This is a genomic window from Spirosoma daeguense (genome assembly GCF_054776875.1).
Genome location: NZ_BAAHBF010000007.1, coordinates 396613 through 423238, shown reverse-complemented (window position 1 = coordinate 423238; position 26626 = coordinate 396613). Strand labels below are relative to the sequence as shown.

General features: G+C 44.3%; 28 protein-coding genes and 1 pseudogene. 16 read left to right on the top strand and 13 right to left on the bottom strand.

Features of this window, described 5'->3' with window-relative positions:
• Positions 1–8: 8 nt before the first annotated feature.
• From ACYVD4_RS23430 to ACYVD4_RS23395, 8 genes and pseudogenes are all read left to right on the top strand, one after another.
• Positions 9–962, top strand: coding sequence for an ADP-ribosylglycohydrolase family protein (locus ACYVD4_RS23430; RefSeq protein WP_460949878.1), 954 nt, complete (start codon positions 9–11; stop codon positions 960–962).
• The gene (locus ACYVD4_RS23425) at positions 934–1677 is read left to right on the top strand and encodes a class I SAM-dependent methyltransferase (protein ID WP_460949877.1); all 744 of its coding nucleotides are present in this window, start codon (positions 934–936) and stop codon (positions 1675–1677) included. The genes ACYVD4_RS23430 and ACYVD4_RS23425 overlap by 29 nt, the downstream gene beginning before the upstream one ends.
• 135 nt (positions 1678–1812) lie before the next feature.
• Positions 1813–3468 carry an alpha-glucan family phosphorylase gene (glgP, locus tag ACYVD4_RS23420; RefSeq protein WP_460949876.1) on the top strand — a complete coding sequence of 552 codons (1656 nt, stop codon included), beginning with the start codon at positions 1813–1815 and terminating at the stop codon, positions 3466–3468.
• A gap of 65 nt (positions 3469–3533) precedes the next feature.
• Positions 3534–4478, top strand: a complete 945-nt coding sequence (locus tag ACYVD4_RS23415) for a glycoside hydrolase family 43 protein (RefSeq protein WP_460949875.1) — start codon at positions 3534–3536, stop codon at positions 4476–4478.
• A gap of 79 nt (positions 4479–4557) precedes the next feature.
• Positions 4558–5288, top strand: a pseudogene (locus ACYVD4_RS23410) (endonuclease III domain-containing protein).
• Between the two features lie 144 nt (positions 5289–5432).
• Entirely contained in the window at positions 5433–6368 is a 936-nt protein-coding gene (locus ACYVD4_RS23405) for a sugar phosphate isomerase/epimerase family protein (protein WP_460949873.1), read from the top strand.
• Positions 6369–6479: 111 nt separating this feature from the next.
• Positions 6480–6953 carry a Dps family protein gene (locus ACYVD4_RS23400; protein ID WP_460949871.1) on the top strand — a complete coding sequence of 158 codons (474 nt, stop codon included), beginning with the start codon at positions 6480–6482 and terminating at the stop codon, positions 6951–6953.
• A 97-nt stretch (positions 6954–7050) separates the two neighbouring features.
• Positions 7051–8235 carry an Nramp family divalent metal transporter gene (locus tag ACYVD4_RS23395; protein ID WP_460949869.1) on the top strand — a complete coding sequence of 395 codons (1185 nt, stop codon included), beginning with the start codon at positions 7051–7053 and terminating at the stop codon, positions 8233–8235.
• A 56-nt stretch (positions 8236–8291) separates the two neighbouring features.
• Here ACYVD4_RS23395 and ACYVD4_RS23390 read toward each other — a convergent pair whose 3' ends face one another.
• The 4 genes from ACYVD4_RS23390 to ACYVD4_RS23375 form a co-directional block, all read right to left on the bottom strand.
• Positions 8292–8732, bottom strand: coding sequence for an ester cyclase (locus ACYVD4_RS23390; RefSeq protein ID WP_460949868.1), 441 nt, complete (start codon positions 8730–8732; stop codon positions 8292–8294).
• A 4-nt stretch (positions 8733–8736) separates the two neighbouring features.
• A complete protein-coding gene (locus tag ACYVD4_RS23385) occupies positions 8737–9348 on the bottom strand; it encodes a DinB family protein (protein WP_460949867.1) in 612 nt (203 codons plus the stop codon).
• Positions 9349–9500: 152 nt separating this feature from the next.
• Positions 9501–10322 (bottom strand): hypothetical protein, encoded by an 822-nt coding sequence (locus ACYVD4_RS23380; protein WP_460949865.1) that lies wholly within the window; start codon positions 10320–10322, stop codon positions 9501–9503.
• Between the two features lie 29 nt (positions 10323–10351).
• Positions 10352–11167 (bottom strand): DUF6597 domain-containing transcriptional factor, encoded by an 816-nt coding sequence (locus ACYVD4_RS23375; RefSeq protein WP_460949863.1) that lies wholly within the window; start codon positions 11165–11167, stop codon positions 10352–10354.
• Between the two features lie 351 nt (positions 11168–11518).
• Here ACYVD4_RS23375 and ACYVD4_RS23370 point away from each other — a divergent pair, with 351 nt between their 5' ends.
• Positions 11519–12328, top strand: a complete 810-nt coding sequence (locus ACYVD4_RS23370; protein WP_460949862.1) for a hypothetical protein — start codon at positions 11519–11521, stop codon at positions 12326–12328.
• A gap of 33 nt (positions 12329–12361) precedes the next feature.
• On the opposite strand, the gene ACYVD4_RS23365 is transcribed toward ACYVD4_RS23370, so the two are convergent.
• Positions 12362–12691 carry a tetratricopeptide repeat protein gene (locus ACYVD4_RS23365; RefSeq protein ID WP_460949860.1) on the bottom strand — a complete coding sequence of 110 codons (330 nt, stop codon included), beginning with the start codon at positions 12689–12691 and terminating at the stop codon, positions 12362–12364.
• A gap of 132 nt (positions 12692–12823) precedes the next feature.
• Here ACYVD4_RS23365 and ACYVD4_RS23360 point away from each other — a divergent pair, with 132 nt between their 5' ends.
• The 3 genes from ACYVD4_RS23360 to ACYVD4_RS23350 all read left to right on the top strand — a co-directional run bounded on the left by ACYVD4_RS23360 (position 12824) and on the right by ACYVD4_RS23350 (position 15351).
• Positions 12824–13561, top strand: coding sequence for an electron transfer flavoprotein subunit beta/FixA family protein (locus tag ACYVD4_RS23360; protein ID WP_460949858.1), 738 nt, complete (start codon positions 12824–12826; stop codon positions 13559–13561).
• A 122-nt stretch (positions 13562–13683) separates the two neighbouring features.
• Positions 13684–14646, top strand: a complete 963-nt coding sequence (locus ACYVD4_RS23355) for an electron transfer flavoprotein subunit alpha/FixB family protein (RefSeq protein WP_460949856.1) — start codon at positions 13684–13686, stop codon at positions 14644–14646.
• A 108-nt stretch (positions 14647–14754) separates the two neighbouring features.
• The gene (locus ACYVD4_RS23350; RefSeq protein ID WP_460949854.1) at positions 14755–15351 is read left to right on the top strand and encodes a bifunctional nuclease family protein; all 597 of its coding nucleotides are present in this window, start codon (positions 14755–14757) and stop codon (positions 15349–15351) included.
• 55 nt (positions 15352–15406) lie between these two features.
• Here the strand turns inward: ACYVD4_RS23350 and ACYVD4_RS23345 are convergent, their stop codons facing one another.
• The 3 genes from ACYVD4_RS23345 to ACYVD4_RS23335 all read right to left on the bottom strand — a co-directional run bounded on the left by ACYVD4_RS23345 (position 15407) and on the right by ACYVD4_RS23335 (position 19539).
• The gene (locus ACYVD4_RS23345; protein ID WP_460949852.1) at positions 15407–15949 is read right to left on the bottom strand and encodes an RNA polymerase sigma factor; all 543 of its coding nucleotides are present in this window, start codon (positions 15947–15949) and stop codon (positions 15407–15409) included.
• A 445-nt stretch (positions 15950–16394) separates the two neighbouring features.
• Positions 16395–18395 (bottom strand): hypothetical protein, encoded by a 2001-nt coding sequence (locus tag ACYVD4_RS23340; protein WP_460950084.1) that lies wholly within the window; start codon positions 18393–18395, stop codon positions 16395–16397.
• Positions 18396–19089: 694 nt separating this feature from the next.
• A complete protein-coding gene (locus tag ACYVD4_RS23335; protein ID WP_460949850.1) occupies positions 19090–19539 on the bottom strand; it encodes a PaaI family thioesterase in 450 nt (149 codons plus the stop codon).
• 130 nt (positions 19540–19669) lie between these two features.
• Between ACYVD4_RS23335 and ACYVD4_RS23330 the strand changes: the two genes are divergently transcribed.
• The 4 genes from ACYVD4_RS23330 (at position 19670) to ACYVD4_RS23315 (ending at position 22244) form a co-directional block, all read left to right on the top strand.
• Positions 19670–20434 carry a phosphosulfolactate synthase gene (locus tag ACYVD4_RS23330; RefSeq protein ID WP_460949848.1) on the top strand — a complete coding sequence of 255 codons (765 nt, stop codon included), beginning with the start codon at positions 19670–19672 and terminating at the stop codon, positions 20432–20434.
• 91 nt (positions 20435–20525) lie between these two features.
• The gene (locus ACYVD4_RS23325; RefSeq protein ID WP_460949846.1) at positions 20526–21164 is read left to right on the top strand and encodes a DedA family protein; all 639 of its coding nucleotides are present in this window, start codon (positions 20526–20528) and stop codon (positions 21162–21164) included.
• A gap of 12 nt (positions 21165–21176) precedes the next feature.
• Positions 21177–21920 carry a shikimate dehydrogenase family protein gene (locus tag ACYVD4_RS23320; protein WP_460949844.1) on the top strand — a complete coding sequence of 248 codons (744 nt, stop codon included), beginning with the start codon at positions 21177–21179 and terminating at the stop codon, positions 21918–21920.
• 39 nt (positions 21921–21959) lie between these two features.
• Positions 21960–22244 (top strand): putative quinol monooxygenase, encoded by a 285-nt coding sequence (locus ACYVD4_RS23315; protein WP_460949842.1) that lies wholly within the window; start codon positions 21960–21962, stop codon positions 22242–22244.
• 60 nt (positions 22245–22304) lie between these two features.
• Here the strand turns inward: ACYVD4_RS23315 and ACYVD4_RS23310 are convergent, their stop codons facing one another.
• From ACYVD4_RS23310 to ACYVD4_RS23290, 5 genes are all read right to left on the bottom strand, one after another.
• Positions 22305–23078 carry a glycoside hydrolase family 25 protein gene (locus ACYVD4_RS23310; RefSeq protein ID WP_460949840.1) on the bottom strand — a complete coding sequence of 258 codons (774 nt, stop codon included), beginning with the start codon at positions 23076–23078 and terminating at the stop codon, positions 22305–22307.
• A gap of 116 nt (positions 23079–23194) precedes the next feature.
• Positions 23195–23440, bottom strand: a complete 246-nt coding sequence (locus tag ACYVD4_RS23305; protein WP_460949839.1) for a hypothetical protein — start codon at positions 23438–23440, stop codon at positions 23195–23197.
• A gap of 121 nt (positions 23441–23561) precedes the next feature.
• Positions 23562–24197: a peroxiredoxin gene (locus tag ACYVD4_RS23300; RefSeq protein ID WP_460949837.1), complete on the bottom strand. Its 636-nt coding sequence runs from the start codon at positions 24195–24197 to the stop codon at positions 23562–23564.
• A 147-nt stretch (positions 24198–24344) separates the two neighbouring features.
• Positions 24345–25001 carry a response regulator transcription factor gene (locus ACYVD4_RS23295; RefSeq protein WP_460950082.1) on the bottom strand — a complete coding sequence of 219 codons (657 nt, stop codon included), beginning with the start codon at positions 24999–25001 and terminating at the stop codon, positions 24345–24347.
• A 4-nt stretch (positions 25002–25005) separates the two neighbouring features.
• Positions 25006–26583: a sensor histidine kinase gene (locus tag ACYVD4_RS23290; protein ID WP_460949835.1), complete on the bottom strand. Its 1578-nt coding sequence runs from the start codon at positions 26581–26583 to the stop codon at positions 25006–25008.
• Between the last annotated feature and the right edge of the window lie 43 nt (positions 26584–26626).

The window sequence follows — 26626 nt, the reverse complement described above, 5'->3', positions numbered from 1 at the left end:
CTGAACAAATGTTCGAACAAATAAAAGCTGCTTTCCTTGGCGCGGCCATCGGCGACGCGCTGGGTGTTCCGGTTGAATTTTCTTCCCGAGAAGCGTTAACCCGTAATCCGGTTAAGGAAATGACTGGATATGGCACCTGGAATCAACCTCCCGGTACCTTTTCGGATGATAGTTCCATGCTGTTCTGCACCGCAGAAAGCCTGTGTAATGGCTTCGATATACGTGATATCGCTAATCAGTTCATTAAGTGGTATGAGCAGGGTTTTTGGGGTGCCCATAACGAAGTATTTGACATTGGCGGAGCTACCCGACAAGCGATTATCCGGGTAAAAAATGGCACAAGTCCTGAAGTATCTGGCGGTATGACCGAACATGATAATGGCAACGGCTCGCTGATGCGAATTCTCCCGCTGGTATTCTTTCTAGCAGACGAACCATCGATTGAGCAACGATTTAAAGCCGTTAAGCTGGTTTCTGGCATTACGCATCATCATTTCCGGTCGGTTATGGCTTGTTTTATCTACACCGAATTTGGTAGGGTGCTATTGCAGAATACTGATAAATTTGTTGCTTATCGAAACATGCAGGAGACTGTTAATCAATACATTTCGAACAGTTCATTCGCAGCAAAAGAGATTCAGCTTTTTGACCGTATTCTTCAACACGATATAGTTCATTTTGAGGAAGATACGATTCAAAGCTCTGGCTATGTACTTCATACGCTGGAGAGTAGTATCTGGTGTTTTTTAACGACCAATTCGTACTCCGAAGCGGTGTTGAAAGCCGTTAATTTAGGTGGTGATACCGACACCACAGCCTGTGTGACAGGCGGTTTAGCAGGTCTCTACTACGGTCTGCAATCAATTCCCGGCCAGTGGATACAAGGATTAGCTCGCCAGAACGATATTGTCGCCTTAGCCGAACGCTTTGCCAATGCCATTCCAGAAAGCCAAATCTCCTGACTCGATTTATGACCCTGCGTTTGTACAGGATTTATTCAATGAAATGAGTCTGACGTATGAGCGAATGAATACCATTACGTCGTTTGGCTTCTCCAATCGATGGCGTCGGCAGTGCGTTCACGAACTCGATATCCAGCCGGGTAACGTAGTGGTCGACTTAATGACCGGTATGGGCGAAACCTGGAACTATATATGCCAACGAATTGGTCCGAAAGGAACGCTGATAGGTGTTGATTTTAGCGACGGAATGCTCCGTTACGCAAACCAGAAACGCCAGCGGAATCGATTTGCTACGTATACCATCGCGATTGAGAAACAGAACGTTCTGGCAGGAACGTTACCCGCTCAGTCGGCCGACCATGTTGTTGTATCATTTGGACTTAAAACGTTTAACGCGGAGCAAATCAACTTATTAGCCAAAGAGATTTATCGGATTTTAAAACCCGGCGGGCAATTTTCCTGTATCGAAGTATCACTACCTAATCCAATTCTGCTACGTATCGCTTATCTGTTTTACCTCCGTCGTGTTATTCCCATTCTAGGTACCCTATTTCTAGGCAACCCAGAAACATACCAAATGCTGGGAATTTATTGTACTATGTTCAAAAATGCAGCAAATGTTCAGTCACTTTTTCAGGAAGCCGGCCTGAAATGTCATTCGACTACTTATTTTTTCGGATGTGCCTCGGGTCTCGTGGGTCATAGACCCCTATAAAGCTGGCTTTTACGTCCCTTCGCTGACTAAAACGTAACGCTAACCAACATATAACGAAACCTACAATTCTTTGTATTAAACTGAATAGGTATATACGTGAGTTAATTACTTTATGTGTTACTACGTATAAGACCTATGATCTCTCAACTGCCTTCCGAATTTCGGCCACCTTACGCTATCGACAGCCGTTTTAAAAAATCAGTAGCCTATTTTTCGATGGAAATTGCCGTCGATCAGGCACTGAAAACGTATTCGGGAGGGTTGGGGTTTCTGGCTGGTTCGCACATGAAAAGCGCCTACGAGCTGCGCCAGAATCTGATCGGTATCGGTATGCTCTGGAAATATGGCTACTACGATCAGACACGAAAAACTGACAACTCGATGGATGTGCAGTTTCGTGAAAAAATCTATTCGTTTCTAGAGGATACGGGCATCGAATTTTCAATCAATATATTTCACCAATCCATACGGGTACGGGCCTATTATCTTAATCCTGAGACATTTCAGACGGCGCCTTTATTTTTCCTAACCACCGATGTCGATGGTAATGATAGCTTGGCTCGGTCTATTTCATACCGCCTTTATGACAACGATGTTCGGTTGAAAATTGCGCAGTGTATGGTATTGGGCATTGGTGGAGCCAAGCTAATCGATGCACTGGGTGCTCCCCCCGACGTATATCACCTCAACGAGGCTCATGCGCTCTCGGCCGCTTTTTACCTGTACCAAAAACTAGGTTCTGTTGACGCCGTACGTCAGAAAATGGTGTTTACAACCCATACGCCAGAAGAAGCAGGCAATGAAAAACACGACATAAACCTGCTCAATGAGATGGGTTTCTTCGGCGATTTGACACTCGACAAAGTTCGTGAAATAACTAATGTTCAGGATATTACCTTCAATCATTCGCTGGTAGCGCTACGTCTGAGTCGGATGGCGAATGGTGTATCCCGGTTGCATGGCGAAGTAGCGCAGCACATGTGGGAACGTTATGAGGGTATCTGCCCGATCAGCCACGTAACGAATGCCCAAAATCAACGGTACTGGACCGATCCTGTTATTGAAACTGCCCGTCTGTCGGCCGATCCGCAGGCTGTTGCAGCGCGTAAGATCGAATTAAAAAAACCGTTGTTTCAACTGGTGGCCGATCAGGTCGGGAAGCTGTTCAACCCAAACGTACTGACACTGGTCTGGGCACGTCGGTTTGCTACGTATAAACGTCCGGCCCTGCTTATCGAAGATATGGAGCGTTTTAACCGCCTTCTTACCCAGACCGATTTCCCGGTTCAGATCATCTGGGCAGGCAAACCGTATCCTCTCGATATGGGAGCTACCGACGTATTTAATCAGTTATATTACCTCAGCCATTTATACCCCAATATGGCCGTGCTGACTGGCTACGAATTAGGCTTGTCGAAATTATTGAAAGACGGGGCCGACGGCTGGCTAAATACGCCCATCGTAAACCGGGAAGCATCGGGCACCAGTGGCATGACAGCCGCTATGAACGGAGCTGTAAACGTATCGACCAATGATGGCTGGATACGCGAATTTGCCAAGCCCGGCGAGAATTGCTTTCTGGTTCCTACCGCCGATTCGATGTTACCCGCTCATATCCGCGATGAACAGGACCGTGATAACCTTTTCGACCTGATTGAAAAGGAGATTATGCCAACGTATTATAATCGACCCAGTGACTGGCAAGCCTTAGTGCTACGTAGTATGAACGATGTAAATAACTATTTTGGGTCCAATCGGATGGCAACGGAGTATTACGAACGTATTTACTAACATAGCGTTTCCGCCAACAACAAGATTTCGTAACGTAGCGACTATCAATCACATTCGTACTAACTATGTCCTTTTCAAAAATTACGTCATGCCTTCTTCTCTGTTTACTGTTGTCAGGTTCGGCACTGGCGCAGAAATATCCGCCGATTTATCTGTTTTCGTATTTTAAGGGTAATGGCGAAGATGGTCTGCATCTGTCTTATAGCACGGATGGCTATCAGTATCAGACGCTGAAAAATGACAATTCCTTTCTAAAACCTGCTGTGGGTCAGGATAAATTGATGCGTGATCCTTGCATTATTCGGGGGCATGATGGCCGTTTTCATATGGTCTGGACGGTTAGCTGGAAAGAGAAAAGTATTGGTTATGCATCCTCTGCCGATTTGATTCACTGGTCGGAGCAGCAGAACCTACCTGTAATGGCGCATGAAGCTGGCGCGCGTAATTGCTGGGCCCCCGAAATCACCTACGATGCTACGTCAAAGCAATACATGATTTACTGGTCGACCACCATTACGGGGAAATTTCAGGAAACACAGGATACTACAGAAAATGCTTACAATCACCGGCTTTATTACACCACTACGTCCGATTTCAAAACTTATTCACCAACCAAGCTACTGTATGACCCCGGTTTCAACGTGATTGATGCGACGATCCAGAAGAATGGTAATCAATACATTATGTTTATAAAAGACGAAACCCGTACTCCACCAAAGAAAAACATTCGACTTGCGTTCAGCAACTCGCTAACCGGCCCATACAACAAAGCAGGTTCGCCGATAACCGGACCTTACTGGGCAGAAGGGCCAACGGTAACCAAACTTATCAATCGCTGGATTGTCTATTTCGACAAATATAAAGACCATGCCTACGGTGCAGTGGTGTCAGACGATTTGAAAACCTGGATCGACGTGTCAGAAAAAATCAGTTTCCCTAAAGGCACACGTCACGGAACCGTATTGACGATCACGCAGGATGAACTGAATAAACTAAAGAAGGCAGATTGACAACGCTTGCTCTACAAACATTTCCGGTAAACAGCGGTTCAACAGACACAAATTTTGCCTATGAAAGGTCTGTTGACGTATGCAAACCCAGTCTAGCTTAACTGCCAAAACATTGGTAGCACATGAACGCCTGAATGAAGCGTATGGTATTCAGGCAATTTATGGATACAGCGATCCGATGCACGAATTGATCGGCACTATTCTGTCGCATCGGACCACGCACGCGAATGAGGTAACGGCCTATAAAACCATGCGCGAACGATTTCCGACCTGGGAGGAGGTTCGCGATGCTCCTCTTTCTGAATTGATCGACGCTATCCAAACGGCGAATTACCCTGAAGTGAAAGCGCCTTATATTCAGCAGTTATTAGCCCATCTTTTTCAGGAACGCGGTCAGGCAAACATCGACTTTCTGGGCGACATTTCTACCGAAGAAGCGATGCACTGGCTCACGTCGTTGCCCGGCATCGGCTTAAAGACGGCTACGATTGTACTCCTGTTTATGTTTCACAAACCCGTTCTGCCGTCGATACGCACGTGCACCGGGTTACGCAACGGCTTGGGCTGATCGGCCCGAAGGTAAGTGCCGAGAAAGCCCACTCCCTGCTACTGTCGAATTTGCCGCAGGATGCAGTAGTCTTGTTTAACTTTCACAAGCATTTCTACTGGCATGGTCAACGGGTATGCACATGGCATCAACCTAAATGTTCGGCTTGCGTGCTACTTGATATTTGTGATTTCTACCAATCCGGCAAAACGGCCCAGCTTAGTAGCACACCCATTCGTAAACCGAAATCAGCCATTTCCTAAGTATTTTGAGGGTGGTACGTAGTTACTACGCACTGATCTTGGTTTTAAATCAACGTCATCAATACGTTTCGTTACACCTTTTCTCTATGGAAAGTAGGCACGTAGTCGTTACGTCTTTTACGAGAATACTGACAAATACGTATCATGGCTTTACTCAGGCGCCAGTTTCTCCATTCGCTGACAGCTCTTGCCGGCACTGCTTTTTTACCCGATAGCGCGATTAGCAATGCCCTTTCCCTCGCCAAATCTTGGCCAATTTCCTGTAATTCATACACCTGGCACACGTTTTATGGTCGTCAGAAAAAGACATGGATGAGCGACATCGATGCGTCATTGGCCGAATTCGCCCAAACGGGAATAACGGCTTATGAACCAAGCGTTACGTCGCCCGAAGAAGTTACCCGGCTGGCACCGTTGCTGAAGAAATATAAACTGACGATGCCATCGATTTACGTAAACAGTACGTTGCATCGGGCCGATGAATCACAAAAATCGATTGATTCGGTGCTGGCCATTGCTGAAGCGTCTCGGTCGACGGGCACCACTATTTTCGTTACTAATCCGAGTCCGCTCAAATGGGGAAGCAACGATGATAAAACCGATGCAGAATTAACGGAACAAGCTAAAAATCTCGATCGGCTGGGTGCCGAATTACGAAAACGCGGTGTTACGTTAGCTTACCACACTCACGCCCCCGAACATCGGCAGGCTGCCCGCGAATTTCACCATATGCTACTGGCTTCCGACCCAAAGAACGTAGCACTTTGTCTGGATGCACACTGGGTTTATCGCGGGTCTGGAAATTCACAGGTTGCGCTTTTCGACGTAGTAAAACTGTATGGAAAACGTATCGTCGAGATTCATATTCGTCAATCTCGGAATGGTATCTGGCAAGAAACGTTTGGTGATGGCGATATTGATTACCGGCAGCTGGCTTCTGACTTGAAAACATTAAACGTAAAACCGCTGCTGGTATTGGAGCAATGTCTGGAAAAAGGATCGCCCGATATGATGAATGTGGTTGATGCGCAGAAACAGAATCTGGCTTATACACGTACCGTTTTTGCGGGCTTAGTTTAGACTGTCACTACATTACCGACTTACGAGAACAAACTGCGCTGGGTTTAGTTAATGAACCGTCGATTCAGCAGTCGAATCGATGATTTTACCAACTTAAACTCACGTTATATCATGCAACCCAACATTGGTCTTGAAAGTGATGTATTGAAACAGGACAATGTGCTCCTGAACGATTTCCTTTCCGATTTGCACGTACTTTACATTAAAACCCGAAAATATCACTGGAACGTAGCGGGCCCCAACTTCATGGAGTACCATAAATTCTTTGAGAGCCAGTACAAAGCCCTCGAAGCCGAAATTGATGAAGTAGCTGAACGCATCCGGCAACTGGGTGGTACGCCTTTGGCAACTATGGCTGAATTTATTCATAATACCAGTCTGAAAGAAGATAACGGCAAGCCAAAAAACACAGCCGACATGTTCAAAAATCTCCTGAACGACCATGAACAGGTGGTACGCGAACTTCGGGAGGACGTTGATAAGTGCGCTGACGAGCTTAACGATGCCGGTACTGCCGATTTTCTGACTAAATCATTGGAAGATCACGAAGCCATGGCCTGGATGCTTCGGAAATACCTTTCTTAGTAAGTGATAAGTGATGAACGATAAGTGATGAGTGTGAAAATAATTCACTATAATCGCCACTCATCGTTCATCACTCATCGCTTATCGTTCAAAAAAGGTGCCTAAATCTCTCTCGATTCGTTCTGGCTTGGGCAGTGTGCTGTTCTGGTCGGTTATCTCGGCGGCTTTCATCGGGCCGGGCTCTGTTACTGCCTGTGCCATTGCAGGTTCATCTTACGGTCTTCAGTTGCTTTGGGCGCTCACCTTTGCTACGTTAGGAACTGTCTGGCTTCAGGAAGCGGCTGCACGTATTACCATTGCCACCGGGCGCGATTTAGGTCAGGTTATTGCGCTGACCTATACGAGTCCAAAAGGCCGTGTTATAACGTGGTCGCTATTTCTCGCCATTTTTCTAGGCTGTGCTGCTTATCAGGCCGGGAATATTCTAGGTGCGGTTTCTGGTCTGGCCTTACTAACGGGTCTACCCATTCCAACACTAACCGTTGTGGTTGGTGCCGTTTGCATCATTTTTCTTTGGATTGGCTCAACGCAAAATCTGGCTAACTTTCTGGGTCTGATTGTTTTTGCGATGGGCGGGGCATTTGTCTACGTAGCGTTTGGTACGCCCGTAACAACTGTTGACCTAACCAAAGCGCTGGTTGTTCCGCATACTCCTTCTGGTTCGCTTCTTCTCATTAACGGGCTCATTGGTACAACCATCGTTCCGTATAATCTCTTTTTTGGATCGAGTATTGTTCCAGGCCAATCGCTGGGCGAGATGAGGCTGGGTATTTGGGTAGCGGTTATATTGGGGGGTATTATTTCGGTGGCTCTTTTGCTGGCAGGACTGCTGATTCCCAACGATTTCTCGTATGTGCATATGGCGCAGGTACTTACCGACCGGCTTGGTAGCTGGGCCGGTTCGCTGTTTGCGTTTGGGCTGTTTGCGGCTGGTTTTGCCTCTTCCCTAACGGCTCCACTGGCGGCATCGATTACGGCTAAAAGCCTACTGGGTGTTCAGCCAAACAGTGCTACGTATCGTGGTATCTGGCTCTTTGTGATGGGAACAGGGTTAACGTTTGGTCTGCTAAATGTTACGCCAATTCCGGTAATCGTAGCTGTTCAGGCCATTAATGGCATCCTATTACCTTTTGTTACAATTTTTCTGTTCATAGCAGTAAACAATCGGGACCTGTTGGGCAAAACATACAGTAACTCATTGATGCAGAACGTAGCAATGGGCTCCGTAGTACTGCTAACAGCCGTGCTAGGTCTATGGAATGTCTGGCTGGCGTTTCAATAAAAGCGTCCATCACTACGTTGCAATGGACGCCATTTTAACCAATATTGTCTGATCAGTTAGCTACCAAGCTGCTTACAAAAATTACCGTGATCCCAATTGATACTTAGATCGGTGATGCGGTCATTTTCGTCAAATCGAAAAACAAATATGTGGTCACTGTTGAATTGTAGGCCTTTGTTGGCTATACCCATAAAATCCTGCGCTTGGGTTCCGATAATGGTGACGTGAGCCGTTACGGTGTCGCCTTCGGCGGTCAGACTATCGACTGTATTATCGACATTAGGAAAACAATCCATAATCAATTGCCACACACTCCGGCCAAATTCCCAAAATGAACCTTTACCGCCGTCGCCCATCGGCAGAAAATGCACCGTAGCATCGGGGGTTGCCAGTTGAATCATGCGGGCCGTATCCAAATCCTGATAGGCGGAGAAGAAAGCCAGACAAGCGCCTTTGCGTGTCTGCTCGGTCAGATCGGTTTTATTTAGTGTTTCCATCTGGTTATTTGGGATAATTGGGATGTTTCTTGATTTTATGAATTTGCCGCAGATGCCGATCGACATGCCCCCACTGGTAGATGTAAACCTGGTGCATGTTCCGGGGCGAATTGGTGGCTGTCAACTCAAAACAGGCTCGCATATCAGCATCTGTTTTTTCGGCGAAAGCAATGTTCTGATCTCGTAGTCTGGTAAAAAACGTGAGGTTATTCTTTCCCTGAATAAAGCCAGTTGGCCGCGAAAAATCGGGAGAGATATGTGGCTTCTCTTCCATAATAAATGTGTGATAATAACTATCGGGCTGGCTTGTTTTAATCAGTTCGGGTTGAGGTTTATTCCGGCTCCCCATACTAATCTCACGCGCCCAGATAATTTCCCAAAGAGCCAGATGCTCAACTACTTCGGCAATGCTCCAACGATCGGGCGATTCGTGGAAATGCCACTGCTCATCGGTCAGTTTTTCGGTTTCCTGAATGAGCGCATCCCGTGTACGTTTGAGATTGTCGACCGTATATTTTCGATCTTCCTCAGTCCAGAGCTTTTGACAATACGTCCAACTACCTGTGGAACAGAGCAGTATAATCAGGAGTGAATAGAAACGAGTTTGCTTTATCATCGTATTTGTTTAGTTTGATTACGATGACAAAACTACCGGCCACGTATGACCATCAATTGTAAAAATGCGACATTCTATAAATTCGGATGCAGCCATCCTTGCTGCTACGTTAGTTATCTTCCGACAACTGGCTTACTCAGCAAAGCACTACGTTATTTTGTTTTGTAGTAAAGAATTTTTTTACCCGTTTTCAGGTCGGTAATGAGCACTTTACCATTTTCGACGTAGTATTTGGAGGATGGTACGTCCTGCATCTGACCATTAACTTTTAGGCGCACATAAAATAGATTGCCTTTGGTAAACCATCGGGCTCCGGCAGCCGCCAATTGGGCATATAATTGCGAATTACCGCCCCCCGACGACGTAACAGAAACGCCCGATCCGCTGGCATAACCTGAAGAGCCGCCATCACCCAGAGTTCCATCAGCATACAGAACCATTGTCGAGGACGTACTACCGTAAAAGCCACCATCAGTAACGCCACCACCATAATTATTGTCGGTACGCCAGGCACCAATCAGATTTGGGTCGCGGTAAAGGCCGTCGCTATTTGTTGGTGGAGTTGAAGCCGTCGTTGGCTTTCCTGCCGACGTAGCGCCACTACGTATTAAAGTACCCGACAACAAAGCCGTTCCATTCTGACCAACGGCAAAAAGAAGCTGATTTTGCTGCAAAGCCGTTTCGAATTCAAAAACAGAACCATCTACCGGATACGTAGCGGTTCCTTTCCCCTGTAGCCCATTCGCTACGCCTTTCAATACGTAGAGATCTTGCTTACTACCTACCTGAACCCGCAACTCGCCACTCAACTGCTGTCCCGAAATACGTAGCACAATAGTACCGGGCAAACTGGCTGATGCATTTGCGGGAGAAACAAGTGCGCCCGTCCATGAGCCTGTTAGCCCCTGCGCCATAAGCTGATAACTGATTAATAGCAGTACTATTGAAAGAAACCATTGAGTAGTAGATTGCATACAGTAAATCCGTTCGGAACGGGGCAAAATCAGGATAAATAGTTCGTTAATTCGAAATTATCTTTTATATAGAGTGTGGGGCGTTTCCCCGTAAAATGAGTAAAATCGCGGATAAAATGTGATTGATCATAATAGCCCGACCGATAGATCAGATCCTGCCAATCAGCAATTTTCCAGCGTTTATTGGCCAGTTCAGCACACAGAAAACTAACCCGTCGAATACGTGCGTAGTATTTAGGACTTACGCCAACTTTATGCAGAAACTGACGTTCAAACTGGCGTCGACATACGTACAGCTCGTCCATCATTCCGCTAATGTTGATCTGCCCTTTTTGATCGACAATTAAGTTGGCCGCATAATCAGTACGATCAAACGCCTGCCCAACTTTCAGCAACTGTCGGTTCAGAAACAGTTCCAGCAGGTGAACTCGATCGACAGGGGATGCGGCTTCCTGAATTTGTTCGTATAAATTCGAGATCGATTTTCCAATTATATCGGTCAGACTAACCCGTTCGTCCGAAAATTCATACATAGGTAGGCCAAATAAAGACGCTATTCCAGCCGGTTTAAAAACAATTCCGACCATGCCTATACGTCCTGCTAATTCGAGTTTATATTGCTGCGTTGCCTGCCCTGTCAGAAAGGCTGAAGGAGCTATTAATAAGTCGTGCTTACCATTAGCTACCCGATAAATATCACCATAATTGAACACCATAGAGGCAAACCCTGTTGGGGGTGACTCAATCAATAGCGGGCTGGTGAGTGGGTCAGCTTTCTCCCAGACGTAGTAACATTCTACGTAAGGAGCTAAATGAGTGGCAGGATAAAACTTCCGATAATACATCTTTCTTAAACAAGGGGGTGTGTATCAACGAATTTGATGATTTTATCGATTAATCGTACTAACTTTTTATTGAAAGGTCGAAGATGCTGAGTTCATGAAGGCTCCAGTAAGTCAGTTCATGTATCGATCGATTCAGTATTTACGAATTGCCACTTATACTGAAATCGTACAAAATTACCTTTACAGGTCTCTTAACGGAAGTACCTACGTATCGTATCAAAGAATTTTGACCGTCTAGTAAACCAAATCGACCATTCATGAAAAAACGCGCTATTGCAGACACAACGAAACCGGCTTCTGCATTAACTTTACTGTTGTTGATTGGGGTTGAGCGGTTAAAGCAACTTGGTTATGAAGCACTTTACTTATTATATACATACGTTTGTAGCAGGTCTGTTAGTAATTGGTGTTACATCCTGTTCCCCAACGGCTACTATCAGCAGCTACCAGCTTGAACCCGTTTCGGGCGATGTAGCCATTATCGATGGTCGTCAGGTTACGAAAGCCGAACAAAATGGCATTGCCGTAGTAGCTTCTTTTGAGCGCGAAGATCTGGAATACGTAACACTCGATGTGGAAATTAAAAACCATACTGACCACGCTATCGAGATAAATCCAGCCGATTTTCGCTACGTAGCACTCGGAGCGGCAAAAGATACGCTTCCAGACCCTCGAAATGGTACGTTGTCGCTCACACGCGTTGCCGCCGACCCAACATACGAAGCCGGACGTATCACCCTGAAACGCCAGCAGGAGCAAAAACGCTTAAAACGAGCTAAAGTTATCAATACTGTTCTGATGGTAGCTGCCATCGCCAGCGACGTATCGTCGTCCTCAAACAGTCGTTCTTACCGCGAATATGCCAGTAACCGCGTAGCGCATAGTTTTGCTTATCAAGGTCTTGCTATCAAACGCGCTATTGATCACGGCACTTTTGCCGACCGTATGCAACGATACGATTATGAGGAATATCGTTGGCGCGAACTAGCACTAAAAGCCAATACATTAGCCCCCGGAGAATCGATTCGTGGTTTTGTTTATCTTACCAAATCTCCCGATGCTCGTTATCTGGCTATTTCTTATACACTACCTGAGCAGGCAACCGTACCACTGTTGTTCAAACAGGATTTAGTTACTCAGAAAAAAGGGCGCAAACGTTAATTTACTACGTAGCACCCACTTAGGCAGAACGTATCACCAATCATCGTCATCATCTTCAAACGCTTGTCTGGCACGTTTCAACTCCAGAAGCGTTTTCTGGTTATTTTGCTTTTGCGCTAAATCAATGCCCTTCTCGTAAATGGCAGCGGCCTTATCTCGATCCTCAAGCTCGGCGAACAAGGCTGCTGCGTGGTAATACGTAGGTAGGTAATTGGGGTGCTCAGTAAGCAATTGTTCAAAATAAAGCCTTGCCTGTTCAGGTTGATTAGTCAAAAATTCCATTGCCAACGCATAAACATTGAATGGCTCATTGGGTTCTTCTTCTATAAAGCGCAGTAATAACTGAATCCTTTCGTTATTCATATCGTTCAATAAAAATAGTATGCAAGCATACTATTTTTTCTAATTGATTTGTATTTTTGAAGCGTAAAATAGTCATCCTTTCATAAAATAAAGACTGACTAGCGACCAACACTCACAAAACCTCAAATAAGCATGAAAATTTTAGTGTGTGTAACGAGTGTACCCGACACGACTACCAAAATTGCCTTTACCGACAACAACACAAAGCTAAACAAGACTGGTGTTACGTTCATTACAGGCCCTTATGACGATTACGCGCTGGCTCGGGCGGTAGAATTAAAAGAGAAAACCGGAGCTACTATAACCGTTCTGAACGTAGGCGAAGCCGACTCTGAACCAGTTATTCGTAAATGTCTGGCCATCGGTGCCGATGATGCCATTCGAGTCAATGCAGAGCCAACAGACGCTTATTTCGTAGCCGAGCAAATTGCCGCTATTGCGAAACAAAATAATTACGACCTGATTCTGATGGGTCGCGAATCGATTGATTTTAATGGCGGTCAGGTTCACGGTATTGTAGGCGAAATGCTCAACATACCATCTATTTCTCCGGTTATGTTGCTCGACCTCGACGGTGATACAGCTAAAATTACCCGCGAGATTGAAGGCGGCAAAGAAAGTCTGGAGGCAAAATTACCGCTTGTGTTGGGTTGCCAGGAGCCTATTGCCGAATGGAAAATTCCGAACATGCGCGGAATCATGACGGCCCGAACGAAGCCGCTGAACGTAGTAGAACCCACAGGTACTGATAAGCTTACTACAATAGCTAGTTATGAATTACCTGCTCCACGCGGGGCTGTAAAAATGATTCCTGCCGACGAAGCGGAGAAACTTATCCAACTCCTGCATACCGAAGCCAAAGTAATATAAAGTTGTATAGTTATAGAGTTGAAAGGTTGTATAGTTTTTGTGATAGTCAAACAACTCTATAACCTGATAACGGTACGATTCTACAACCCTACAACTCTCCAACATTATAAAACATCAAACTCATGTCTGTCCTCATATTTGCTGAATTAGACGAAGGAAAAATTAAGAAATCATCACAGGAAGCCGTTTTTTATGGAGCCAAAGTTGCCCAAATGTTGGGTACATCGGCAACTGCTGTGGTTATTGGTAGCGCCGACGAAAACGAGCTTGCTTCGGTCGGAAACTTTGGCGCCACTAAAGTGCTTCACGCCAGTGATGGTAAACTCAACGAGGCAAATGGCATGGCCTATGCAACTGTTGTTGCCGCAGCTGCTCAACAGGAAAATAGCAAGGTAATTGTACTAGCGAAATCATCATTAGGTGATGCCATGACAGCTCGTCTTGCAGGTAAATTGAAAGCAGGGCTGGCAGCTAACGTAGTGGAATTACCTGATTTGTCGAATGGATTTCGCGTTAAGAGCAGCATTTATACTGGCAAAGCGTTCGCCCATAACGAGCTGAATGCGGACATTAAAATTCTTGCCATCAAGAAAAATACGCTTACCCCTGAGTCAACAGAGACAAAAGCTTCTGTCGAAAGCTTCTCACCAACCTTAAACGATAGCGATTTCGGCATTTCCGTTAAGAATACAGAGGTTTCCTCAGGCGATATACTCCTTCCAGAAGCAGATCTGGTGGTATCGGCCGGACGTGGCCTGAAAGGTCCTGAGCATTGGGGTATTGTTGAAGATTTGGCCAAAGCACTTCATGCCGCAACAGCCTGTTCCAAACCAGTCTCAGATCTCGATTGGCGCCCTCACTCTGAACACGTTGGTCAGACAGGTTTGAAAATTAGTCCCAATCTGTACATTGCCTGCGGCATTTCGGGCGCTATTCAACATCTGGCGGGCGTAAACTCATCGAAAGTAATTGTTGTTATCAATAAGGACGCTGATGCACCATTTTTCAAGTCAGCAGACTATGGTATTGTTGGCGATGTATTTGATGTATTACCACGCCTGACAGCAGCCGTGAAAGCATTATAGTTGTCAGTAATCTGCTGAACAGTTTTTCGGATAAGTATCTTTAATTATATGTTTTTTCTTAGAGCTACTATCTAATAACTGACGACTAAAATTTGCTAAATTTACGCCGTGGATAAAATTAAGCTGGAAATATTAGGCCTCTCTCCCAGTCAGTCGCAATCGGGATCATTTGCACTGGTATTAGGTGAAGAATATGGAAATCGTCGGTTGCCAATCATTATTGGTATGTTTGAAGCGCAGGCGATTGCAATAGAAATAGAAAAGATTGTGCCTAATCGGCCAATGACTCATGACCTGTTTAAGCAGTTTGCGGAACATTTTAAATTTACGGTGCGTGAGATCATGATTTCCGATTTACGGGAAGGAATCTTCTTCGCTAAAATCGTATGTTTCGATGGTGTTCGGGAAAGTGTAATAGATGCCCGCCCATCTGATGCCATCGCTATTGGTATACGTTTCAACGTACCAATTTATACGAATGAGTCTATTTTGTCCGAAGCGGGCATCACAGCTAATGGAAATGACGAGGAAGAAGATCAGGAGGAACTAGTTCGTTCATCGAATCGGCCCACAGCGCGTTCATTTGGCGATCAGCTAAAAAATGCCTCTTCAGAGGAGCTTCAACGTATGCTCGAGGAAGCGTTAAGCAATGAAGAATATGAGCGAGCAGCCAAAATCCGCGACGAAATGAGTAAACGGAACTGAACAATAGTCAAGTATAAACAATAAGTGCGACCTAACTCAGGTCGCACTTATTGTTTTAAATATACTCGCTATATAAAGCACGAGCTTGATCTCGGGCTCTTTTCAATCGCATTTTCATTGCACTAATACCTATTTGGTATTCTTTGGCCATATCCGCGATTTCCTTGCCCGATACGTATCGTTCCTGAAGTAACCGTCGATTTACGGCTGACAATTGGCTAAAGACTTCTTCAGCAGCCTGCCAACGCTCATCGAGTGAAATACTGTCATCTGGTACGTCGGCAAAAACTTCTCGTACATCATCAACGGGCTGATAGTTCCGTTTTGCCCTTTGTCTTACACTAATACAGTGATTGTGAGTAACTGTAAATAACCAGGTAGAAAAACGGGCTTGATGGCGAAATGCCGATAACCGTGAAAATACCTTACTGAAAACTTCCTGCATTTGATCCTGCGCGTCTTCAGAGTCACCCATTAATCGTAAGCAGGATTGGTAAACTTTACGGTTATAACGTTGGTAGAGTTCGTTAAAGCTAGCAGTTTCTCTGTCTTCAACGAATTGAGTAACTAACTCCTCATCAGTGAATGTATGTTTCATATAATAATAACGCATAGCACAGCTTTCAGGCTTTGCCAGACAGTTACAGTTTATAATAATCATACAGACCACCACGTGAGGCATGTAAGACAATAGCAGAGGCCATATAAAAAACCTGATACCACTGTCTTACGGGTGACTGCTTTATGACCAGATTAAGACGATTTACTTGCTTTAGGTAACAGTAATCAGCTAAACTTATTTATTAAGTTTATATAATCAGAAAACTATTTCATTATTCGAAATATTCTTTACTGTTCATTATTAATAACCCAAATATTGTATGCTTGTTTTATATTTCTACACACATTTTCAATGAATTCCCACAATAACCTAGCTCTTATTTTGTTTAAATTACCAAAGCCCCTAACCAACTAGTAGTGTCATAAATAACAAAAGCCGCCTAGAATTTTCTAGGCGGCTTTTGTTATTTATGACACTAATTTTATTCGACACCGAAGATAGCATCGCGACGGCCGCTATTACCAGCACGACGACGTGTTGCTTTTTTCGCTGGCGCTGGCGGAGCTAGTAACTTAGCCTTTTGAGCGTCTGTTAGTGGCTTCAGGTCAGTGATAGAATAACTATCGTCACTGATTGTGGTATTGAAGCTACCAACCGTTTGTTCAGGCTGACCATTACAAGGCAGCTTCGTAACGGTGAACACAGCGCGGAAGTACTGTACTTGCGGACGTACCCGACGGCCTTTGAAACGGATAGCGTTGCCGCTTTCGATTTTCGTTTTCTCAGCTTGAAGTTGTTGCGCAAGACCACCTGGTAGTTCACGTAGGTTCAGGATAACTGTGTTTGTATCGAACTCTACAGCAGCATCAGCCAAGCGACGGTTCAAGCCACGGTAGCGTAGGCGAGTAACTGTATCTCCAACCGACGTAATAGTACCATTACAGTAACATACATTAGCAATTTCGCGGGTGTATGGTGTACGGTAGTAAACCTCCAGACGCTCGAGTTTATGACGATATTCACAATCAGCTACAACGGTTTGTCTTGGACGGATGCTAGCAAAGCTTGTGGTCGCAACTTCACTCATACAGGTACCACACTTAGCTGTTTGCTTGTTGTGAACTGTTACATAGTAGAAGCCTGGATTCAACTGTCCGCCTGAGAAATAAGACGTTGGGAATGTTAACGTAGTATCGGTCGTATTTTCTAACTGAGCAATAACCTGATCGGTTGCACCAGCTACTACAGAATCCGGACGGTAGTATAAACGAGCGGTAAAGGTTTCATTCTTCGGACTCGGAGTTGTACTACGCCAGCTAATAACTGGGGCAGCAGCGGCAGTATTTACTGGGGCAGATTGTTGTGCATTTGTGCTATCAACAAAAGACAGTGACGCACCTTTTAACGAAGCACCATTGAAACGAACGTTCAACTCAGGCACTTGTTCGCAAGTTGGGCATGAAACCGGAGCTTTAGGAATAAGTTTCTTCTGAACAAATCCTTTACGAACTGCGATACCAGCACTGAAACCCCCGTGTTTCCTTTTGAATTCGTAAATCACAGATGGATTTTCGAATCCATTAACAATCAAATAGTTCAGTTGTGTAATAAAACCCTGTCCCTGAACACCGATGTTCCAGTTATTACGTCCAATTGGAAAGAAAACCCCTAACGAACCAATTGCCCCTAAGTGATAAAGGTTAGAACTAGGATTTACTGTCCGAATAAGAGCACCTCCAGCCACAAGTGGACCACTTGGAATGACGTTGCCTTGTGATGGAACAAAAGCAGCGATCGTTGCAGCTTCAGTACGGAAGAGACCTCCACGTGCAGTTGCTTCGATAAACGCAGTAGCATCTGGGTTTTTACGGCTACGGAATAGCGTAAACGTCAACGCAGGACCTACTGTTAGGAACATATCCTCTGAAGGCCGTTGGTTGATCGTTACCTGGTTTTGGTTGATACCCCGTGCCGAAGCCAGACCATACAGATAATCCCGGTAGATACTACGTGTTACGTAGTTCTGATAACCCAAAGCTGCTCCAAGAGCAAAACGCAGACGTCGGGTAGCTGGTGTCAGGAAATAATCAACATTAGCTGTTATGTTGAAACCAGCTCCATTGTAGAGGGTGTTATCACGTTTGTTTGGACCAAACGTATTTTCCCACGTACCGCAGTAAGCAAAGTTAGGACCTGCAAACAACCCAATGCGCCAAGGCGACAAACGACGAACCAGAATAAACGTCTGGAATGTTGTGTCACAATCATCGAGCTCTGCTACGTCACTAGCCTGCGCTTTAAAATCGTCTCGGCGTAGTGTGTCAGTATAAATACCTTTACCTAACCGATAAATATTTTCACGCGTGTAACTCCCACTGGAAGTTGTAGTTGTTGTAGCGGGTTGAACCCGGACCGTATCAGCCTGTTGAGCAAGGCTTACAGAAGGTATTGCAAAACTTAGCAACACGAGTCCAGCCAGCATCCTCATGGGGTGTTGTTGGATAAATGTTCGCATATTTATTGAGTTAATTTGACGCAATGTTTGTAACTAAATTTCTATTGTACCAAATACGGACGTATAAACTTAGGCAACGGTCACTCCATTTATCGACAGAGTTTCTCAAAGTAAGTCAGTCATAACCGCATTAAAGAAGGTATCCTAATCCTTCATTTATTATATGACTAACTTCCCCGGTAAATGTTTGCAGGTTACTCACAAAATATTTTGTGACTCTATACCAACAAACAAAATTTAACCTAAATAATACTCTTAAAACCTAGTTAACCGGATAAGAACTCTTGACAAATCGTCCATTATCCCAATTTTTTTACAATGTTAAGACTGAATCGCAAAAGTCAATTCATCCTATCAATATTTTTTCAATAACTATTTCAAAACAGCCTAGTTCTCAGCTACTCCAATCGAAGTGAACTGTTTAATCATAAACTATACTGTTACAATATCATAGGTCAATATGGTTTCTTCAGTGAGAACTAACCGATTTTTAATTATTGCCAATAATAATCATAATCGATTTATAAAAAAATATTTTACTTATTTACTCAGAGACCGTTATCACTTTCATTTTATATTATTAATCCATCCTTGTATATTACCATTAATAACCCAAGCAGTTACTGTAACAATTAATGCATATTCGCTATTTGTCTTACCATCAAAAATCGAGCTTTACAGATGTCTGAATCAGATTTGTAGCACATTTTGCGATGATCTTACCATCCGCTGACTCAATCCGCCCTTCGCAGTGAATAATGTTCTTCCCTTCCCGAATCAACTCGGCGGTTGCAGTAACAACACTATCAATCCGTGCGGCATGTAGATAATCGACAGATAAATTGACCGATGTATATGCGTAAGGGCGGCCTAGCGAAAAGACCATTGTACCCACTAAATCGTCTAAAATGGCAGCAGAAGCCCCTCCATGTAATATTCCCGCAGGATTTGTCAGTTCTTCGCGAACTAAAAATTCAATCACTAATCGTCCATAATCAACAGCAAGTATTGTTCCATTAAGCCAACGACCAAACGGTGAAATACTTTTGCTTAGACTTTGGCCTATCTGGGATCGAAAGAATTCAAGGCGTGAAGTATTATTATCGTCCATATACAGCAAAAATAGCATTAAACTAAGTTATACAGCCGTATGTCGCTTTTATTTATGGACTTTCTTGGGAGATTTTCAAGACTTATACTACTTTTGGGCGATTTTTATTAGGCCTACTTTATCGCTCCCTATGAATTATACACTTACGCAGATACCCGACCGAACCGCAAAACCTCGCCACAGCGGCCTGACAATGGTAATGGACAAAGGGCTGAGTCTGCGAGAAGTAGAAGATTTTTTGTCAACTTCTACTGATTACACTGATATTGTAAAACTAGGTTGGGCAACCTCATTTGTTACACCAAAGCTAAATGATAAATTAGCTATTTACCGCGAAGCTGGTATTCCTGTTTATTTCGGCGGTACGTTGTTTGAGGCTTTTGTCGTTCGCAATCAATTCGATGAATACCGCAAGTTGCTCGATCGATATGGTATGGCTTATGCTGAAGTATCTGATGGTTCAATCGATATGCATCAGGACGAGAAATGTGAGTACATTCGTCAGCTTGCCACTCAGGTAACTGTCTTATCGGAAGTGGGTTCGAAAGACGAAGCGAAAATTATTCCGCCTTATAAATGGATTCAGTTGATGAAAGCTGAATTGCAGGCCGGCGCGTGGAAAGTCATTGGCGAAGCTCGTGAAGGCGGTACAGTCGGTCTTTTCCGGTCTAGTGGCGAAGTACGGCAGGGGCTGGTTGAGGAAATTCTGACTCAAGTGCCGTTCGAAAGCATTCTTTGGGAGGCTCCACAGAAAGAACAACAGGTTTGGTTTGTAAAGCTTCTTGGAGCAAATGTTAACCTCGGCAATATTGCCCCCCATGAAGTTATCCCTCTGGAAACCATTCGATTAGGCCTTAGAGGTGACACATTTATGCATTTTTTAAATCAGCAGTGAATAGTACGTAGCAAGCTTTAGACATCACTAACGTGTCATCAACGTAGTATGCTTATTCCTTGTTTTTACTAACCTTGCTTTTTCATTCTTTATGGAACTTATCAAATCGCTGCTCGATTTTTTACTGCATCTCGACCGATACCTCGATATATGGGCGAATGAATACGGAATATTGCTCTACGCCATTTTATTCCTGATTGTTTTCACAGAAACGGGTCTTATTGTTATGCCACTTTTGCCCGGAGATTCTCTTCTTTTTGCGGCAGGAGCTTTGGCAGCACGCCCTACTAATGAACTAAGCGTTTGGGTTATCATTCCCCTGCTAATCGTGGCAGCTCTATTAGGCGACAACGTCAATTATTTTGTTGGGAAGTTTTTGGGTAATAAAATAAAGATGAGGGAGCGAATACTCTTTTTTAAACGGGAGTACATTGCCGAAACAGAAAAATTCTACGCCAAGTATGGTGGACGTACCGTTATCATCGCCCGCTTCATCCCAATTGTCCGAACTATTGCTCCTTTTGTAGCAGGTGCAGGTAGTATGACCTATAGTACGTATATCAAATTCTGTATAATGGGAGCCATCCTCTGGGTTGTAAGTATCTCTCTGTTAGGCTATTTCTTCGGAAATTTCCCGATTGTCCAAAAAAACTTTGAGTTGGTTGTCTTTGGGATTGTTGGATTATCAGTAATGCCTATTATTATTGAATTTATTCGGAAACGGTCTTAAATTATCACTCTTATGAACCGCTACGGTCTTATCGGCTATCCACTCACTCACTCGTTTTCTCAGCGATATTTTACAGATAAATTCGAGCGGGAGAATATTGCGGATAGCCGATATGACTTATTTGAATTACCCGATATTACTGCTCTTCCCGATTTATTAGACTTGCCAAATCTGCGTGGGCTTAATGTAACAATCCCACATAAGCAAGCTGTTCTGCCTTATCTGGATCGGTTAGACGTATCGGCCCAGAAAATAGGTGCAGTAAACGTAATTAAGCTGGAATCGGATGGTTCCCGAACCGGTTATAATTCTGATTATTATGGATTTCACCAGTCGTTAACCAACTGGCTCGAATCACTAAAACGTCCTTTGTTGGACTTACAGGCTTTAGTACTTGGCACAGGAGGAGCCTCAAAAGCGGTTACTGTAGCACTTGCTGATTTAGGCATCCCATATCGATTTGTGTCACGCTCCAAAACACCAGATCAATTTACGTATGAAGAATTAACCAACGTAGTACATGAGTACGAACTAATTATCAATGGATCACCGGTTGGAACCTATCCAGGTATTGATGAAGCGCCTGCTCTTCCGTACGAAAAACTTACCGAACGGCACCTTCTATACGACCTGGTTTATAACCCTTCTGTAACAAAATTTATGCAATTAGGTCGGGACCGTGGCGCAGCTTCTTACAATGGACTTCGAATGCTTGAATTACAGGCCGAAAAAGCTTGGGAAATCTGGCAGCAATAAAAATCTTTTAGTTATCATTCGTTTTAGATCTCCTTTTAGATGCCACTTCTCGTTTTCGCCACCATTACATCTCGCCCAGGAGAAGAACAAAACTTAAAAACTGCACTGCTTGATTTAGTACAGGAAGTACGTACTGAAGCAGCTTGCCAACTCTACGAGTTATACGAAAGCACGGAGCATCCCCAGCAATTTATCATGCACGAAATTTGGGATGATGAAGCTGGGCTACGGGCGCATTCTCAAATGCCGCACATGAAGGTTTTTGGCGAAAAAGCGAAGGACTGGCTGGCCCGCCCAGCAGAACTAACCAAGGTGATGCTCTAAATTCATTTATTTGCCTAGCAATACGTAACGCTTTTACGCTTCTAAAGCTCAATGGGAAGCTTACAAACAAATCTCCGAAATTCGCTCCTCGTCCATCAAAAACACGTTGAAATCAACCTGCCCACGAATACCCTGTACCCACCCATTCTGATTATGCTGCCATAAATACAACTGTTCAGGATTGTAGCTCTCTAAATGTTTAGTCGAGTAATCGGCAATCCAGAGCGGATAATTGTCCAGATTTCCTTTAATATATCGGCGGTAAAGGCTTCCATTGGTGTAGATAATTGGTCGAGCCTGATAGTGATCTTCAACAGTTTCCAACCATAGTCGTAAACCATTGATAATTGTATCATCCGACTGTCCGTTAATAACTTCAAAATCAACTACGGGCGCAAAATCACCGGGTTCAAGCGTTACATTCCGAATAAAATTCTGAGCTTGCTTCAACGGATCTCGTGTTGGATGATAAAAGTGATAAGCTCCACAACGTAACGGCGTTTTTTTCGCTTCACGCCAGTTTTTCCGAAATTGCTTATCGGATAACGTAGCACCTTCTGTGGCTTTTATAAATACGAACTGAAGCCGCACGCCGTTAGCTTCCATTTGCTTTACTTTTCCCCAATTTATTTGGGCATTATGCCGCGATACGTCGATGCCATGAGTCGTGAAGCGCATGGGCAGGCGAATACCAAAAGCCTCTACAAATTGCCATTTGAGTTCGTTTGGGCGACGAGCACGAACCACCCAGAAGCCAATCAAAAAAAGAAGTACTGCCGCGATCAATAAACCATATCGTCGGGAGATGATTTTGACCAAAACGCGGAATTTCATGCAAAAATCAAATTGTCGGCCAAAAGTAAACTATTCCGTCCAAACGTAATACGTCTGTAAACGAAAAAGCCCTCCGCAAAGCGTAGGGCTTAAGAGTGTTGGGCTCCTGTTTTATGTTAGTCGTGTCCTTCAAGTTTGACCAGCTTATTATAGATGCCGAGTAACAGGAAAGGAGCTGCCCATTGCCCAACAAACAAACTTCGATTTCGATGCCCAGCGGCTTGTAATGCCAGTGAAACAGCCATGGATCCTAACGAGGCCCAAAGAAAAATATCAGAAGGCAGTTTAGCCGTTTGTTCTTCAATAGCTGTTGCAACGGGACCTTCTTTGTGTTCAGGGTTTTCGTTTTCGTGCTTTGCCATAACGCAGAGTTCTTTAGTTAATAACAAGCTCGTAACGGCCTGATTAATAAAATGGTTTATAACAATGAGAGTACGGACTCGCCTTTGAGCAGACCCGTACTCTCATTGTTAACTACTAATCTTACTTATTTGGCTGGGGTGTTGTGCGAAGGTATGGCTTCACGAACGTAACACCTTTAGGAAATTTAGCCTCAAGCTGGTCGTTAGAAACCGCAGGTGTAACAATTACATCTTCACCTTCCTGCCAGTCGGCCGGTGTAGCTACCTGATAGTTAGCCGTTAGTTGCAACGAATCAATTACACGTAGCAGTTCATTGAAGTTACGTCCGGTTGAAGCCGGATAGGTTAGCGTCAATTTAATTTTTTTGTCGGGACCAATCACAAATACCGAACGTACCGTAGCTTTTTCGCTGGCATTAGGGTGAATCATATCGTAAAGTTCAGCAACTTTCCGGTCGGGATCTGCAATAATCGGGAAGTTCACTTCAGAACCTGTTACGTCTTTAATATCGGGAGTCCAGCGATTATGTGAATCCAAATCATCGACCGATACCGCGATAACCTTTACGTTACGTTTACCAAATTCATCTTTCAACAGTGCCGTTCTGCCAAGCTCGGTGGTGCAAACGGGTGTAAAATCGGCGGGGTGTGAGAAAAACATACCCCACGAATTACCAAGCCATTCATGAAAGTGGATGTGTCCCTGAGTTGTATCAGCCTCAAAATCAGGCGCGATATCTCCTAAGCGAAGTGACATAATGAAAGTGGTTTGTTAGTTAATAAATCCTATCTAGTAAATATAGTATTCAGAAAATGGAAAACCGGCTCTACGCCGGTTTCTTTCTCAAACCTAAAAAATAAGTCGAGAGTTCGCAATTTTTTCGATTTTACGTACCGCAAGCACTTAGATTAACTTATCCTCTACAGCCATACGTACTAACTCAGCGGCATTACGTACTTGAAGCCTACGCATCATATTAGCGCGATGATTATCGACCGTACGCACACTAAGCTGAAGTTTTTCAGCAATTTCACGACTACTCATGCCATCGACCAGAAACTGTAGAATTTCTTTTTCCTTATTCGACAATTTCGACTGGCGTTCGGTACGTCCATGACGGTCGCCTTTTTTAAGTTGCTGCATGTAGCCGCTCAAAATAATTGATGCAACAGGGGAGCTATAATATTTTTCGCCAGATGCAATTGTGCGAATAGCTTTGATCATTTCGTCAGACGACGAATCTTTCAGTATATACCCGTGCGCCCCCGCTTCAACCGATCGCAGAATGTAATCTTCGTTGTTATGCATCGACAGCATAAGCACACGAACATTTTTATATAATCGACTGACAATCTGTGTCGTTTGAATACCTGACATCCCCGGCAGCGAAATATCCATCAGAATCAGGTCGGGCAGTGGTTCGCTTTTCTGTTGGTTTGCTTTCAGTTTGTCGAGTGCTTCTTCTCCATCGTTAGCTTCCTCCACAATATCAAGTCCGTCGGCCTGTTCCAGTAAAAGTCGTATGCCATCGCGAACAATCGAGTGGTCGTCCACCAGCATTAATTTAATAGGTGTCATGATGTTGAAGATGCGTTTGGTAAGGAATAGTAACCTGAATTTTGGTACCCTTTCCTAAGGTAGAGTGAATTTTAAATTTACCATTAAGCAGCTTTGTGCGCTCCTGTATATTATGTAAACCCTGCGAAGGCGGCCGTAGTTCTCCTGCCGGAACAATATCGGAGTTTGTATCCTGTAATGGTTTCATTAATTCATTATCTTGTTTTTTTCGGGCAATTCGAAAACCTTTTCCATCGTCGCTTACCAGCAATTGCAAAGTTTTCCCCTTCTCCATCAACTCAATCTGAATAGTTGAGGGATTGGCATGCCTAACCGCATTGCTAACGGCTTCCTGTGTTACACGGTAGAGCATAATCTCTACATTCTTATCGAGTCTTGGCAAATCGGGAGTCAGGTTTGTGTCGAACGTAACGCTGATTTTTTCATTTCGATCATGCTCTGCCAGCATTTTTATGGCAGGAACAATGCCGAAATCACTCAAAACGGTTGGCATCAGATCGTTTGAGATGGCGCGAGTTTCCTGAATTGTCTGTGTTACGAGACTTTTAAGCGTTTTCAGATTCTTCGCATGGGGAATTTCAGTATTCGACTCGGCTCCCGCTGCCCTAATAATACTCGCTTCCAGACCTTCCAGTTGCAATTTAATGGCCGTAAGCATCTGCCCTAGCCCATCATGCAATTCGCGCGACATTCGCTTCCGTTCTTCTTCCTGTCCAGCAATAAGGTAGGAAGTTCCAAGCTTCTGTTCATCAATCTGTTGCTGATATTGAAGCTTTGTTGCTTCAAACAGCTTTTGTCGCGTTTCTTTCAACACGCGGTTAGCATTCAGCAATTTCTTATTTACAGCTGCCGTTTGACTTTCGGCTTCTACAACCTGAGCAAATGTTTGCTTAAGTTTCTGCGTAGCTGGTCGGAAAACCAGCCAGCCAAAGCCGATCAGCACAATGACCGTAAATACATACAGATAAACTTCAATAGACTGCAATTGTGTCAGCTTAGCCCGCATTTCGCCCGTATACTCCCGCACTATCCCGTCGATTTTCTCCAGAAATGGCTTTTCATTGGCCAACATTAACCGTAAACTTGCCTGAACATCAGGATGCCTGATTTCGTCGAAACTTTTCAGGCGCATAAGTCGATCGGCACTTTTCCGAAATGCATCGAAGTGCGGGCGAATATCTTCATAAAGCTGCTTTACTTTAGGCGAGTTGGCGATCTGTACGTTATATTCGTAGACACGGCCTTCACGACTCTGCATATGGTACCGTTCGAAAACCGGAAAAAGTGATTTCAGTTCAGCTACGTTCTCAGCAAAACTAGCCTGCTCACTAGCGTCAGTTATCTGGAGAGCCTGTTTAACAATCTGCTGACTCTGATGTCGTTGTAGTGCTGCATATCGAATTACCCATAGTTCGTCCTGCACCGCCCGAAGTCGCCATTGTGTGAGTATCTGCCCTACCGTCAGCAATATAACTAAGGTAAGCAGCAAGGTCATGTACAGTCGCGTAAACCGAACGGGAATTACCGAGCCTTCATTTGTGTTATAAGGTGGTGAGTCAGACACGGGCAACGTAATCAGGACAAATAAATGAGTTAGTAAAAGTAAT